Source organism: Sphingomonas sp. FARSPH (assembly GCF_003355005.1).
GTDB lineage: Bacteria > Pseudomonadota > Alphaproteobacteria > Sphingomonadales > Sphingomonadaceae > Sphingomonas.
Genome location: NZ_CP029985.1, coordinates 2,010,909 through 2,025,000, shown reverse-complemented (window position 1 = coordinate 2,025,000; position 14,092 = coordinate 2,010,909). Strand labels below are relative to the sequence as shown.

The 14,092-nt window shown below is 69.8% G+C and carries 15 protein-coding genes and 1 tRNA gene; 11 read left to right on the top strand and 5 right to left on the bottom strand.

What is annotated here, in order from left to right:
• Window positions 1-4: 4 nt before the first annotated feature.
• Together DM480_RS09625 and DM480_RS09620 are read right to left on the bottom strand one after the other, a co-directional pair.
• Window positions 5-670: a response regulator transcription factor gene (locus DM480_RS09625; RefSeq protein ID WP_115378623.1), complete on the bottom strand. Its 666-nt coding sequence runs from the start codon at window positions 668-670 to the stop codon at window positions 5-7.
• 29 nt (window positions 671-699) lie between these two features.
• Window positions 700-999 (bottom strand): PepSY domain-containing protein, encoded by a 300-nt coding sequence (locus DM480_RS09620; RefSeq protein WP_232833940.1) that lies wholly within the window; start codon window positions 997-999, stop codon window positions 700-702.
• A gap of 341 nt (window positions 1,000-1,340) precedes the next feature.
• Here DM480_RS09620 and DM480_RS09615 point away from each other — a divergent pair, with 341 nt between their 5' ends.
• On the top strand, window positions 1,341-3,116 hold the full coding sequence (locus DM480_RS09615) for an ABC-F family ATP-binding cassette domain-containing protein (RefSeq protein ID WP_115378621.1): 1,776 nt from the start codon (window positions 1,341-1,343) through the stop codon (window positions 3,114-3,116).
• Window positions 3,117-3,162: 46 nt separating this feature from the next.
• Here DM480_RS09615 and DM480_RS09610 read toward each other — a convergent pair whose 3' ends face one another.
• A complete protein-coding gene (locus tag DM480_RS09610; protein ID WP_115378620.1) occupies window positions 3,163-4,278 on the bottom strand; it encodes an NADH:flavin oxidoreductase/NADH oxidase in 1,116 nt (371 codons plus the stop codon).
• A gap of 150 nt (window positions 4,279-4,428) precedes the next feature.
• Here DM480_RS09610 and DM480_RS09605 point away from each other — a divergent pair, with 150 nt between their 5' ends.
• The 8 genes from DM480_RS09605 (at window position 4,429) to DM480_RS09570 (ending at window position 10,463) form a co-directional block, all read left to right on the top strand.
• Window positions 4,429-4,704 carry a DUF6356 family protein gene (locus DM480_RS09605; protein WP_115378619.1) on the top strand — a complete coding sequence of 92 codons (276 nt, stop codon included), beginning with the start codon at window positions 4,429-4,431 and terminating at the stop codon, window positions 4,702-4,704.
• 13 nt (window positions 4,705-4,717) lie between these two features.
• The gene (locus DM480_RS09600) at window positions 4,718-6,073 is read left to right on the top strand and encodes an FAD/NAD(P)-binding protein (protein ID WP_115378618.1); all 1,356 of its coding nucleotides are present in this window, start codon (window positions 4,718-4,720) and stop codon (window positions 6,071-6,073) included.
• A gap of 40 nt (window positions 6,074-6,113) precedes the next feature.
• Window positions 6,114-8,204 (top strand): response regulator, encoded by a 2,091-nt coding sequence (locus DM480_RS09595; protein ID WP_198665789.1) that lies wholly within the window; start codon window positions 6,114-6,116, stop codon window positions 8,202-8,204.
• 152 nt (window positions 8,205-8,356) lie between these two features.
• Window positions 8,357-8,602 carry a translation initiation factor IF-1 gene (infA, locus tag DM480_RS09590; RefSeq protein WP_055844981.1) on the top strand — a complete coding sequence of 82 codons (246 nt, stop codon included), beginning with the start codon at window positions 8,357-8,359 and terminating at the stop codon, window positions 8,600-8,602.
• Between the two features lie 37 nt (window positions 8,603-8,639).
• Window positions 8,640-9,242, top strand: coding sequence for a Maf family protein (locus DM480_RS09585; protein WP_198665788.1), 603 nt, complete (start codon window positions 8,640-8,642; stop codon window positions 9,240-9,242).
• Window positions 9,235-10,188, top strand: a complete 954-nt coding sequence (locus tag DM480_RS09580) for a ribonuclease (protein WP_115378617.1) — start codon at window positions 9,235-9,237, stop codon at window positions 10,186-10,188. Before DM480_RS09585 ends, DM480_RS09580 begins: the two co-directional genes overlap by 8 nt.
• Complete coding sequence (locus DM480_RS09575) at window positions 10,188-10,358, top strand: DNA gyrase inhibitor YacG (RefSeq protein ID WP_115378616.1); 171 nt, start codon at window positions 10,188-10,190, stop codon at window positions 10,356-10,358. Before DM480_RS09580 ends, DM480_RS09575 begins: the two co-directional genes overlap by 1 nt.
• A 29-nt stretch (window positions 10,359-10,387) precedes the next feature.
• Window positions 10,388-10,463: transfer RNA gene (locus DM480_RS09570), tRNA-Phe, on the top strand.
• A gap of 163 nt (window positions 10,464-10,626) precedes the next feature.
• On the opposite strand, the gene DM480_RS09565 is transcribed toward DM480_RS09570, so the two are convergent.
• Window positions 10,627-11,349, bottom strand: coding sequence for a hypothetical protein (locus DM480_RS09565; RefSeq protein ID WP_125471495.1), 723 nt, complete (start codon window positions 11,347-11,349; stop codon window positions 10,627-10,629).
• A gap of 33 nt (window positions 11,350-11,382) precedes the next feature.
• The gene (locus DM480_RS09560) at window positions 11,383-11,913 is read right to left on the bottom strand and encodes a hypothetical protein (RefSeq protein WP_115378614.1); all 531 of its coding nucleotides are present in this window, start codon (window positions 11,911-11,913) and stop codon (window positions 11,383-11,385) included.
• A gap of 184 nt (window positions 11,914-12,097) precedes the next feature.
• Here DM480_RS09560 and DM480_RS09555 point away from each other — a divergent pair, with 184 nt between their 5' ends.
• Together DM480_RS09555 and DM480_RS09550 are read left to right on the top strand one after the other, a co-directional pair.
• Window positions 12,098-13,477 carry a DUF418 domain-containing protein gene (locus tag DM480_RS09555; protein ID WP_125471493.1) on the top strand — a complete coding sequence of 460 codons (1,380 nt, stop codon included), beginning with the start codon at window positions 12,098-12,100 and terminating at the stop codon, window positions 13,475-13,477.
• Between the two features lie 60 nt (window positions 13,478-13,537).
• Window positions 13,538-14,092 (top strand): DNA-3-methyladenine glycosylase, encoded by a 555-nt coding sequence (locus DM480_RS09550; protein ID WP_115378612.1) that lies wholly within the window; start codon window positions 13,538-13,540, stop codon window positions 14,090-14,092.

The window sequence follows — 14,092 nt, the reverse complement described above, 5'->3', positions numbered from 1 at the left end:
GCCGTCAGGCGTCCGGGTCTTCGAGGCTGTAGCCGAGCCCGCGGATCGTGGTGATGACATCTTGGCCCAGCTTCTTGCGGATGCGGGTCACGAACACCTCGATCGTGTTCGAATCGCGATCGAAATCCTGGTCGTAGATATGCTCGATCAGCTCGGTGCGGCTGACCACCTTGCCCTTGTGGTGGAGCAGGTAGCTGAGCAGTTTGTATTCCTGCGCGGTCAGCTTCACCGCCTCGCCCGCCTTAGTCACCTTGCCCGAGCGGGTGTCGAGGCGGACGTCGCCCGCCGTCAGCTCGCTCGACGCATTGCCGCTCGCCCGGCGGATCAACGCCCGCAGGCGGGCGATCAGCTCCTCGGTCTGGAACGGCTTGGCGACGTAGTCGTCCGCGCCCGCGTCGAGCCCGGCGACCTTGTCCGACCAGCTGTCGCGCGCGGTGAGGACGAGCACGGGCGTCGTCTTGCCTTCCTTGCGCCAGCGATCGAGCACGGTCAGCCCGTCGATCTCCGGCAGGCCGAGGTCGAGCACGATCGCGTCATAGCTTTCGGTCGAGCCCAGGAAATGCCCTTCCTCGCCGTCGGTGGCGAGGTCGATGGCATAGCCTGCGCCCTCCAGCGTATTCTTCAGCTGCTGGCCGAGATTGGGTTCGTCCTCGACGATCAGAACGCGCATGTGATCCCCTGTTCCTGACTCTGGCGGTCTTAGCGGCCGGTACGGCCGATGATCTGGCCGGTGCGGCCATCGACGTCGACCCACACGACGGTGCCATCGCGCAGGAATTTCAGCGTGTAAACGCCGCTCGAAAAGTCGAGGTCGAAACCGAGATACTCATAGCCCCTCATCTGCGGCACGACGCGCGCCTCGATCACCTTGTTGGGCAACAGGTCGCCGCGCCGGCGCGCGTCATACGCACGCTCCTGATCGCTGCGTCGCTGCGGGTCGGGCGCCTGCGCGACCGCGGGCGCCGCCGCGAGGAGAAGAAGGGGGACAAGCATCGGCATGAGGGGTGACATAGGCGGATGGCATTGAACAGCCTGTGAATGGGCCGGGCGGGGCAAGGTTCAGCTTGGGACAGAAGAGCTTCGGCGGAATTGACATCTGGCGGGGGAAGAATTGTCGCCGGCGGTTTTGGTTTCGCTTTTTCCATCCTTCCCGCTTCGCGGGGAGGATGGACCGTTCGGCGCAGCCGAATGGTGGAGGGGCAGCCAAGGGCGCTGGCTCTGTTTTGGCTGCCCCTCCACCACCGCCTTCGGCGGCGGTCCCCCTCCCCTGCAGATGCAGGGGAGGATTTCGGCAGCCCCCGCTTGCCCCCCTCGCCCGCACCGCCTACCGCCCGGCGCCTATGGCTGCCCCCATCCTTTCCTACGAAGACCTCGGCCTCATCCAGGGGTCGGGCTGGCTGTTCCGCCATCTCGACATCCACGTCGGCGCGCGCGACCGGCTGGCGCTGATCGGGCGCAACGGCGCGGGCAAGACGACGTTGCTCAAGCTGCTCGCCGGCACGATCGACAGCGACGAGGGGCGCCGCACCGTCGTGCCCGGCACGCGCGTCGTCATCCTGGAGCAGGAACCCGACCTGACGCGCTGCCCGACGCTCGCCGATTACGTGCTGGGCGGCCACAATGCGCCGGAGCGGCACGCGGCGGATGCGATCGCCGACCAGCTGGGCATCGACCTGTCGCGCGAATCGACGACCGCGAGCGGCGGCGAACGGCGCCGCGCCGCGATCGTGCGTGCGCTGGCGCAGGACCCCGACGTGCTGCTGCTCGACGAGCCCACCAACCACCTCGACATCGCCGCGATCGAATGGCTGGAGGATTGGCTGAACCGCTGGCGCGGCGCGTTCGTCGTCATCAGCCACGACCGCACCTTCCTGACCCGCCTGACGAAGCAGACATTGTGGCTCGACCGCGGCCAGATGCGCCGCAACGAGGTCGGCTTCGGCGGGTTCGAGGCGTGGACGGAGGCCGTCTATGCCGAAGAACAGCGCGCCGCGGAAAAGCTCGATGCCAAGCTGAAAATCGAGGAGCATTGGCTACAGCGCGGCGTCACCGGCCGCCGCCGCCGCAACCAGGGGCGTCTCGCCAAGCTCAAGGAGATGCGGGCGAACCGCGCCGCGATGATCGGGCCGCAGGGTGCCGCGAACCTCGTCACCGGATCGGACGATGCCAAGACGAAGGTGGTGATCGACGCGCTGCACGTCACCAAGGGCTATGGCCCGCGCACCGTCATCCGCGACCTAAACCTGCGTGTCACGCGCGGCGACCGGATCGGCATCGTCGGGCATAACGGCGCGGGCAAAACGACGCTGCTGCGCATGTTGACCGGCGAGCTTCAGCCCGACAGCGGCACCGTCAAGCTCGCCAAGACGCTGGACGGCGTCGTCATCGACCAGCAGCGCAGCCTGATGGCGCCCGAAAAGACGGTGCGCGACGTGCTCGCCGACGGCGGCGACTGGATCGACGTGCTCGGCGTGCGCAAGCACGTCCACGGCTATCTCAAGGAATTCCTGTTCGATCCGAGCCTTGCCGAGGCGAAGGTCGGGACATTGTCGGGCGGCGAGCGATCGCGGCTGCTGCTCGCGCGCGAATTCGCGCGGCGGTCGAACCTGCTCGTCCTCGACGAGCCGACCAACGACCTCGATCTCGAAACGCTCGACCTGTTGCAGGAGGTGATCGCCGATTACGACGGGACCGTGCTGATCGTCAGCCACGATCGCGATTTCCTGGACCGCACGGTGACGGTGACGCTGGGCCTCGACGGATCGGGGACGGTCGACGTCGTTGCCGGCGGCTACGAGGATTGGGAGCGCAAGCGCAAGCCCAAGGCGGAACCGCGGAAGGCAAAGGCGGAGGTCGCGCCGCCCCCGCCCCCGCAAGCGCGCACCAAACTGAGCTACAAGGACCAGCGCGACTACGACCTCCTGCCCAAGCGGATCGAGGAGATCGACCGGATCATCGCGAAGAACGAGGCAACGATGGGCGATCCCGGCCTGTACGCGCGCGATCCCGCGGCGTTCGACCGGCTGGGCAAGGAGATCGCGGCGCTTCGCGACGAAAAGGACGCCGCCGAGATGCGCTGGCTAGAGCTGGCGGAAATGGTCGAGGGATTGGGGTAACGTGACAACAGGCCCTCCCCTTCAGGGGAGGGGCTTTTCGCACGACTCAGCCTTCCGCGCTGCCGTCGACGTCGAACAGATGCCGATACTGGCGCGGCTGCGAGCGGAGGTACTGGTCGGGCGCCTTGACGCGCGCGCCGAGGTGCGCGGCGGCGTGCCATGGCCAGCGCGGGTCGTAGAGGATGGTGCGAGCGAGCGCGATCATGTCGGCATCGCCGGTGCCCACGATCGCTTCCGCCTGGTCGTAATCGGTGATCAGCCCGACCGCGACGACGGGAATGGACACCGCCTGCTTCACCGCGCGGGCAAGCGGCACCTGATACCCCGGACCGACCGGAATCTCCTGCCGCGGGTCCAGCCCGCCGCTCGACACGTGGATGCCCGCGCAGCCCCGCGCCTCCAGCGCGCGGGCGAAGGCGATCGTCTGCGCGCTGTCCCAGCCGCCCTCGACCCAGTCGGTGCCCGATACCCGCACCGTCACCGGCCGATCGGCCGGAAAAGCGGCACGCACCGCGTCGAACACCTCGAGCGGAAAGCGCATGCGATTGTCGAGGCTGCCGCCATAACCATCGCCACGCGTGTTCGCGAGCGGGGAGAGGAACTGGTGGAGCAGATAGCCGTGCGCGGCATGGATCTGCACGACGTCGATGCCGAGACGCGCGGCGCGGGTCGCGCTAGCGGCGAAGGCGTCGCGGATCTCCGCCATGCGGGCCGTATCGAGGGCGGTCGGGACAGCATCGTCCGCGCTGAACGAAAGCGCGGATGGTGCCTCGGTCTGCCACCCGCCGGGCGCGTCGGGGGCGATCTGCGCGCCGCCCTTCCACGGTACTTCGGTCGACGCCTTGCGCCCGGCATGCGCGAGTTGGAGCGCGATCGGCATGTCGGAATGACGCCGCACGCTTTCCAGCACACGCGCCATCGCGCTTTCCGTATCCTCGTCCCACAGGCCGACGTCGCCATAGGTGATCCGCCCTTCCGGCACGACCGCGGTCGCCTCGATCGTCAGCAGCGCCGCACCGGACAGCGCCAGATGCCCGAGGTGGATCGTGTGCCAGTCGGTCATCCGCCCGTCTTCGGCGGAATATTGGCACATCGGGGCAATGACGATGCGATTGGCGAACGTGCGTGCGCCGACGGTGATGGGAGTGAACAGCTTGGCCATGCGGCGACTACGTCCGACCCGCCGTTCGGTGCCATGGTGATCGCGGCCAGCAGTGCGCAGGAGACGACGGGCGCGCCGCAACGCCGCGTCGGCGGCTTGCCGCCGCCGGGGACATCGCGATAGGCTGCATACTCCGGGAGGTTACCGACGATGCCACGCCTGCCTCGCCTGCTCGACGCCACCTTTGCCGCGCATCCGCGCCATGTCGGCGAAAGCTACCTTGCTCATGCCGCGACCGCGCTGCGCTTTGGCGGCACGATGGTCGCGGGCGGACTCGCCTGCATGATCCACGGCATCGTCCCCGCGCTGTTCACGACGACGGGCAGCGGCACGGTGCGCCGGCTGCACGCGCGCATGCAGGGACGCGCGCATGTCGCGGCCGAAGCCGAAAGCGCGGCGAGGGGCTGCCTCTCCTACGAAATCTGAGTAGACGCACCGCATGATCCGCCACGTCGCAATCGTCGGCGCGGGCTTTTCGGGCACCTTGCAGGCGATCAACCTGCTGCGTCACGATGGCCCCCGCGCCACCCTGGTCGAGCGCGCGCCCGTGCCTGGCCTCGGCATCGCCTATGGCGCCGCGCATCCCAGCCACGTGCTCAACGTGCGCGCCGGCAACATGAGCGCCTTTCCCGACGAGCCCGACCATTTCGTCCGCTGGCTGGCGGATCGCGGGATCGGCGATGCCGCGGGCGTCTTCGTCCCGCGCGTCACCTATGGCGCCTACCTGCGCGATCTGCTGGACGCCGCGCGGGCGCGGGCGGGCGAGCGGCTGACGGTGATCCGCGGCGACGTCTGCGACGTCGTCGAACAGGGCGATGGCGCGTGCCTGTGCCTTGACAATGGCAGCCGGATCGGCGCGGACGCCGCGGTGCTCGCGGTCGGCAACCTGCCGCCGCACGACCCGCCGGGGCTCGACGCCGACGCGCTGTCGCCGGGCCTGTACCGCAACGATCCCTGGGCGGCGGACATGGCCGACGGGCTCGCCAACGACGATGTCGTGCTGGTGATCGGTACCGGACTGACGATGATCGACGTCGCGCTGACGCTGGATGCACGCGGGTTTCGCGGGCGGATCATTGCCCTGTCGCGCCGCGGGCTGGTGCCGCGCGAGCACGCGCCGCCCGCGCCCAACCCGGACCGCATCCGTGAACGGCCGGCGACGGTCGCCTCGGACCTGCTCGCGCGCGTCCGCGCAAAGAGCGAAACGGTCGGCTGGCGGCAGGCGGTCGACGAGTTGCGCCCATTCACGCAAGGCATGTGGGCGAATGCGAGCGAGAGGGAGCGCGCGCGCTTCCTGCGCCACCTGCGCCCGTGGTGGGACGTCCACCGCCACCGCCTCGCGCCCGAGGTCTACGCGCGGCTGCAGGCGATGCGTGGTGCGGGGCGGCTGGATGTCATTGCGGGCAAGACGCTGGGCTTTGCCCAAACCGCCGGCGGCGTTGCGGTGACCTGGCGCGCGCGCGGGGACGATGCTGCGCAGACCATGGTGGTGCAGAGAATCGTCAATTGCACCGGGCCGCAGGGCGACCTGGCGCGCACGACCGAGCCGTTGCTGCGCCGGCTGGCGGAACGCGGCACGATCCGCGCCGACGCGGCGCATCTGGGGATCGACGTCGACGAGGCGGCGCGGACGATCGCGGCGGACGGACGGCCGAACGACTGGCTCTACGCGCTCGGCCCGATGACGCGCGGCGCCTTCTGGGAGATCGTCGCGGTGCCCGACATCCGCACCCAGACGTGGAGCGTCGCGCGCAAGCTGTCCAACGCGCACTGGGTGGGCGGCGAGGGATTGTAGCGCTTCCGCCCGCCGGAATCCGTGCGTAAGGAAGGCGACGATGATCGACACCCCGCCCGATCCCGCGCCCGCTGACGACCCCGTGCTGCCCCCCGAACTTGGTTTCCTCCACGGCGGCGGGCGGGCGACGCGGCTGATCCTGACGCGCGACTGGCGGGACCATCCTTTGGGCGAACCGGCGGGCTGGCCGATCGGGCTCAAGAACGCGCTGGGGCTGGTGCTCAACTCGCCCGAATCGATGATCCTGTCCTGGGGCCGCGACGCGCTGCATTTCTTCTTCAACGAAACCTATTGCCCGTTGCTGGGTCCGCGCGTCGAATGGGCGATGGGCGCGCCGTTCACCGAAGTGTGGGCGGACGCCTGGGATCAGGCGAAACCGATCATCGACGACGCCTTCGCCGGGCGCAGCATGCGTTTCACCGATCTGCCGTGGAAGCTCGACACCGATCGCGGGGCGGCGGACACCTGGTGGTCCTTTTCCTATTCGCGCATCCTGGACGACCGCGGCGAGATCGCCGGGCTGTTCATTTTCACCAATGAGACGACGGCGCGCGTGCTCGCCGACCGTGCGCTGGCCGAGAGCCAGGCGGCACTGACGGCGCTTAACGAGACGCTGGAGCGGCAGGTCGAGGAGCGGACCGCCGAGCGCGACCGGATGTGGAACACGTCGCCCGATCTGATGGTCGTGCTGTCGCCGGACGGCATTTATCGCCGGATCAACCCGGCGTGGCAGACGGTGCTGGGCTATGCGCCCGAGGACGTCGTCGGCCTGTATGCCACAGACCTGACCCATGCCGACGACCTCGCCGCGACGCAGGCGGCATTCGAGACGGCGCAAGCCGGCACGTTGCCGAGCTTCGAGAACCGCTTCCGCCACAAGGACGGCGGCTATCGCTGGATTCAGTGGGTCGCCGCGCCAGGCCCCGACGAGGTGTTCGCGATCGGCCGCCACGTCACCGATGCCAAGGCGGCGGAAGCGCGGCTGCGCGAGACGGAGGCGCAGCTGCGCCAGGCACAGAAGATGGAGGCGGTCGGCCAGCTCACCGGCGGGATCGCGCACGATTTCAACAATATGTTGACCGGCATCATCGGCAGCCTCGACCTGCTCGCCCGCCGGCTGGGTGATCCTAGCGATGCGCGCGTCGCACGCTACATCGACGCCGCCACCACCTCGGCGCAGCGTGCGGCGGGGCTGACACAGCGCCTGCTCGCCTTTTCCCGCCGCCAGCCGCTCGACGTACGTGCGACCGACGTCAATGCGCTGGCGATCGGCATGAAGGAGCTGCTGCTGCGCACGGTGGGCGAGAATGTCTCGCTCGAATTCGCGCTGGCGGACGATGCGTGGCCTGCGCTTACTGATCACAACCAGCTGGAAAGCGCGCTGCTCAACCTCGCGATCAACGCGCGCGACGCGATGCCCGGCGGCGGCCGGTTGTCGATCGTGACCGGCAACAGGACGATCGCGCCGGGCGGAGACGATGGTCTGGAACCCGGCGACTATGCGCGGATCGCAATGGTCGATACAGGCACCGGCATGGCGCCCGACGTCGTCTCGCGCGCGTTCGACCCCTTCTTCACCACCAAGCCGATCGGCGTCGGCACCGGCCTTGGCCTGTCGATGATCTACGGCTTCGTGCGCCAGACCGGTGGTCATGTCCGCATCGAAACTCAGCCCGGATGCGGCACGACGATCGAACTGCTGCTGCCGCGCGCGCTCGTCGCCGTGACGGCGGCGGCGCCCGCCGGCGCGCCGCGACGGGCGGCGCAACCGGGCGAATGCGTGTTGCTGGTCGAGGACGATCCGGCGGTGCGCATGCTGGTGTCGGACTTGCTCGGCGATCTCGGCTATACCGTCGCGCAGGCCGCCGACGGGCGTGAGGCGCTGGCCCGGCTGGACGCGATGGCGCGCGTCGACCTGCTCATCACCGACGTCGGCCTGCCAGGCATCAACGGACGCGACCTCGCCGACCTGGTCCGGGCCAGGCGACCGGGACTGAAGGTGCTGTTCGTCAGCGGCTATGCCGAACAGGCGATGGTGCTGGGCGACTTCCTCGACGAGGGCATGGCCCTGATTTCCAAGCCGTTCGAGATCGACATGCTGTGCCATCGCATCCGCGAGATGCTCGACTGACGCTTGCGGCGCGAAACCGCTCGCCCCATATCGCTTGGAGGGTGGACAAAGGCGCTGACCCGTGGCGCACGGCCGATGGGTCGCCCCCCGCCTTCCCTTTTTGCGCCCTTCGCGCTAAGGGCGCCCCCGTACATTTTCGACAGAGGTTTTGTTTGGCCAAGGAAGAACTGCTTGAGATGCGCGGTCGCGTGGTGGAATTGCTCCCCAACGCGATGTTCCGCGTCCAGCTGGAAAACGATCACGAGATTCTGGGTCACACCGCCGGCAAGATGCGCAAGAACCGCATCCGCGTGCTGGTCGGCGACGAGGTGCTGGTCGAACTGACCCCCTACGACCTGACCAAGGGTCGCATCACCTATCGCTTCATGCCCGGCCGCGGCGGCCCCGGCCCGTCCTGATCCAGGTCATGCCGGCGCATGTTCGCGGGCGCCGCTCGTGAGCGCGCCGCAACCGGGCCCTGCGTCGCCGCCGACGCTGGTCCTCGCCTCCTCCTCGCCGCGCCGACGCGATCTGCTCGCGCGGATCGGCGTCGTGCCTGCGCGCATCGCCGCGCCCGCGATCGACGAAAGCCCGCGCCTGCGCGAACTGCCCCGCGCCTACGCGCTGCGCCTTGCGGTCGAAAAGGCCGCAGCGGTGGCGCGCGCGCCCGGCGAGGTGGTGATCGCCGGCGACACGACCATCGCGCTCGGCCGGCGCATCCTGCCGCCCGCAGAGGACGAGGCAATCCAGCGCGCCCTGCTTCGCCTGCTTTCGGGCCGCCGCCACCATGCGCTGTCCGCGATCTGCGTCGTCGATGCGGCGGGGACGGTGCGCACGCGGCTCGCCGACACGATCGTCGCGTTCAAGCCCTTGTCCGCCGCCGAGATCGACGCCTATGTCGCCAGCGGCGAAGGACTGGGCAAGGCGGGCGGCTATGCCATCCAGGGTCGCGCGGAGGCGTTCGTCCGCTTCCTGCAGGGCAGCCATTCCGGCGTGATCGGCCTGCCGCTGTTCGAGACGCGCGCGCTGCTGCTCGCCGCCGGCGTCGCACTTGGCTGACCCCGCCGCCGGCTGGCTGCACGAGGCCGGTATCGGCGAGGATCGCGCCGCTCTCGTCATCGACGGCCGGATCGTCGAGGCGATTGTCGCCCTGCCCGATCCCCTTCGCCTCGGCGCGGTCGTGCGCGCGAAGCTGGTCGAGGCGCTGCCCGGCAAAGCGGGGCGGCTCGACATCGGCGGACGCGAGGCGGTGATCGCGCGCGTTCCCGCGGGCGTTACGCAGGGCGCGTCGCTGAGCGTCGAGATCGTGCGCGAGGCGATCCCCGAGGCCGGCCGCCCCAAGCCCCCGCGCGCCATCGCGACCGATGCCGATCCCGCGGAAGGCCCCGACCTGCACGCCCGGCTCGCCGCCACTGGCATCCCGGTTCGCACCCTACACGCACACGAACCCGATGCGCTGGAGGCGGCGGGATGGTCCGAGGTGCTGGAGGAAGCGACGGGCGGCGAGATCGCCTTCGCACTCGGCAATTTGCGCCTGTCGCCCACCCCGGCGATGACCTTGTTCGACGTCGATGGCCCGCCGCCGCTCGAGCCGCTGGCGACCGCCGCGGCGACCGCGGTGGCGCAGGCGATCCGCCGCCATGGCATCGGCGGGTCGATCGGCATCGATTTTCCCACCTTGTCGGGCAAGGCGGCGCGGCAGGCGGTGGCGGATGCGATCGACGCCGCCTTGCCGCAACCGTTCGAGCGCACCGCGGTCAACGGTTTCGGCTTTCTGCAGATCGTACGGCCACGGCCGCGCCCCTCGCTGCCCGAAATCCTGCGCGCCGATCCGGTCGGCGCGGCGGCGCGCGCCACATTGCGCCGGCTGGAGCGCGAACCCGTCGGCGGCCCTCGCCGCCATCGCCTGGCCGCCGCCATCCACGACCGGCTGATGGCGGAACCCGAATGGATCGCGGCGCTTTCCCGCCGCACCGGCTTTGCCCCCGAACTGGACCGTGCCTGATGCCCGCCACCTGCCCCATCTGCGACAAGCCCGCCGACCCCGCCTTCGCGCCCTTCTGCTCGCGCGGGTGCAAGGATCGCGACCTGCTGCAATGGCTGGGCGAGGGTTATCGCATTCCGGTGCGGGAAAATGCCGGGGACGGACTGGACAGCGGCGAAACCGCCCACTAAAGGCCGCGCTTCCGAACGCGGTTCGGCAAGCCCGGGTAGCTCAGTTGGTAGAGCATGCGACTGAAAATCGCAGTGTCGGCGGTTCGAATCCGTCCCCGGGCACCACAACCCCCACTATCCATATTTGCCGGGCAGGATCGCCATGGATGACCGCCCGACCGTTCGCCGCGTGATCCTCGTCGCGATCCTGTGCCTCGGCGTCGCGATGGCCGGCATGCTGTTCCTCGGCATCGCCCTGGTGCGCAGCTAGGCCGCGCGGCTCTGCGCCTTAGGGCGCCGGGATCGCCGGGTCGTCCGCCCCCGTGACGGCCGCCGTATCCTGCGCTGCGGTCAGCAGGTGCCAGCCGGTCGGCAGATAGTCCGTCGACATATAGAAATAGAAAGCGCAGCTGCCGTTCGCGCGATAGCTGCCGCCCTTCAGGATGCCGTAGGCGGTGGTCCCCAGGAACACCGGGCTGCCGCTGTCGCCGCCCTTGCACGTCGGGCCGGCGACCGTCGTCCAGGTCGGCAGGCACGCGCCGCCGCACAGATCGCCCGCCGGCGCGAAGTCGGTGAGTTCGACCTCGGCGCAGCTATACCCCGTTCGCTCGCCGCGGTGGCACACGACGTCGCCCGCGCGCATGCCGGCCCGCGGGCGCGCGGCGGTGACCGGGCGGCTGATCGTGCGTGCGCTGTCCGCGAAGAAGACGGGCGCGAGCGCCACCGGGCTGGCGTTGATCTGCACGTCCTGGTTGCCCCAGCCCCATTGCCCGACGAAGGGCAAGGCGGTCTCGACGCCATCGGCGTCGCGCGTGCTGAGCGTGTCGGGGCAATGCGCCGCGGTGGCGAGGCCCGTGCGCATCCCGTCGCCGACGACGAAGCCCGCGGTGCACATATACAGATGCGGATCGCCCGCCACGCTGCCGACGACGCGCGATCCGCCCGCGATCATGCCGCCCATGTCGAGCGTCGGCTGGTCGACGACGCGTAGCCGCACAGGCACGTGGGTCAACGCGGCGAGTCGGTCGCGCAGGCTGTCCGCGCCCTAGCGTGCGACATCGCGGGTGGACACGACCGCGACCAGTTCGCCGGTGCGCTGGTCGACGCCGAGCCCCGGCGGGATCAACAGGCTGGCGCGGATCGCCGCCTGATAGGCGGTGATCGCCTGCACCAGTTCGACATGGCGCGCGGCGGCGCCGGTGACGAAGACGACGGGCACCGCCGCACCATCGATCATCGCGCTTTCGTCGGCGACGGGCTCGTCACCGGTCAGGCGCACGACGATACCGAACGACGGTCGATGCCGCAGCGCTATTCCCGCCAGCCGCCCGGCAAAGCGGGTCGCGAGCGCATCGGTGGTGGCGACGCTATCCTGCTGCAGGCGCAGCTGCTGCGCGGCCTCGTCCTCGGGAACGCCGATGTGATTGGCGACCGCGGCGCCGTCCTGCGCCAGCGCGGCGGCTTCGGTGATCGTCGCCGGCATCGGCGGCGTCGGGGCGAATTGCTGCGCCGCCGCCGGAACGCTTCCGGCCAGCGCTGCGATCGCGCCGAATCTGGCCCACAGAGCCCACCCCACGTAAAGAAGGATACACAAGGCCGGCTGGCCCGCAACTGAACAATACGGCGCGATGCACGGATCGCCGGCGCGGTAAGCCGCTTCCCGAATCGATACAGTGACCCGGGGATTTAAACGTTGTCCGACCGGGGTCAGCGGCGCACATGACGATCGCCGGGGGGCCATGTCGTCGAGGATCCATCACGTGCCGCCACGTGCCGATTACCACGCGCTCCCCGCCCTGCCGCCGGTGACCGCATCGACGCCGTCCGCGCCGCGCCCGGTGACGGGGACGGCCGCCGGGGCGGATCGCATCCATACGCTCGACGTGCTGCGCGGGGTCGCGATCTGCGGCATCCTGCTCATGAACATCTATTCGATGGGCGGCATCACCGAATTTCCGATCCGGCATTTCCCCGCGGCGTGGAACATCGAATGGATGACGTGGGGCGCGCAGACGCTGTTCGTGCAGGGCGCGATGCGCGGCCTGTTCACGCTGCTGTTCGGCGCGGGCATGCTGCTGATGCTGCGCCGCGCGGAGGGGTCCGACGGCGGCGCGGCGCCGCTCGACGTGTGGACCCGCCGCTGCCTGGCGCTGATGGGGTTCGGCACGGCCTTGTGGCTGGTCTTCCTGTGGCCGGGCGAGATCCTGTGGAATTACGGTGTGACCGGGCTGTTCCTGCTCGCCTTTCGCACCGCGCGACCGCGCGTGCTGATCGCCGCCGCGCTGCTGCTGATCGCGGGGCTGAGCGCGAGCGACGGATACTGGACGCGCGAGCAGGCGCAGCAGCTGCAGCAGGGGCGCGTCGCCGCGGTGATGGCGACGGAGGGCCACGCGCTCGATACCGAACAGCGCGCTGCGGTAAAGGTGGCGGTGGACGAACAGATGCGGCTGCATCCGACGCCGGCGATGATCGCGGACAAGATCGCGCAGCGCACCCATGTCCGCTCGCTGCTCCACTGGAGCGAAGGCTATTGGACGACCGAGAACCTGACCGTCACCGGCTGGGTCGACGTCGCCGAAAGCCTCGCGTTCATGCTGGTCGGCATGGCGCTGTTCCGCGCGGGCATCCTGACGGGGCAGGCGCAGACGCGCACTTATGTGGTTATGGCCGTACTCGGCTATGGCGGCGGTCTGGCGCTGCGCGGCTTCCACGTCGCGCTGCTCGCGCGCAGCGGACTCGACATGAGCCTGCCCGTTGCCAGCCCTGCGCTGTGGGCGATATCGGAAGGGCTGTTCCAGCCCGCGCGCCTGCTCGTCACGCTCGGCCATGTCGGCGCGATCGCCCTGCTGTTCCGCAGCGGCGCGCTGGGCGAGGCGGTGACGCTGCGCGCGCTCGGCCGGATGACGCTCAGCGTCTATTGCCTGCAGGCGATCCTCGGCTCGATCCTGTTCTACGGTTTCGGGCTCGTCGGCGCCTTCACGCTCGCGCAATTGTGGCTGATCGCAGGGGGCATCTGGATCGTTTCGGCGATCTTCTGCCGCCAGTGGCTCGCGCATCATCCGATGGGCCCGGCCGAAACGTTGCTGCGCCGCATCGCCTATGGCAGCCGCGCCGCGGCGGCGAAGCCCGCGCCGCGCTGACCCGATCGACGTGATCGACATCGTGGCACGGCCTGCCGGAAACGGGCAGGCTGCACAACCATGACGGTCCTGCCCTCCGCCTTCTTCGATCGCGACGTCGAAACCGTCGCCCGCGCGCTCGTCGGCGCGACGCTGTTGGTCGACGGGGTCGGCGGGCGGATCGTCGAGACGGAAGCCTATGCCGCCGACGACCCCGCAGCGCACAGCTTTCGCGGCCCCACGCCGCGCAACGCGGCGATGTTCGGGCCGGCGGGCCGTGCCTATGTCTATCGCAGCTACGGGCTACACTGGTGTCTCAACGTCGTGTGCCGCCCGGGCAGCGCGGTGCTGATCCGCGCGATCGAGCCCGTCCACGGTATCGACCATATGGTCGCGCGGCGCGGCCTCGACGATCCGCGCCTGCTCTGCGCCGGGCCTGGGCGGCTGTGCCAGGCGCTCGGCATCGACAAGGCGCTGGACGGCGCGCCACTCGACCGGCCGCCCTTCGCGCTGCTTGCGGGCGGCGATGCGCCCACGCTCCACGCCGGGCGCCGGATCGGGATCAGCGTCGGCGTAGAGACGCCATGGCGCTTCTGCGCGGTCGGATCGCGATTCCTCAGCAAACCACCGCGCTGA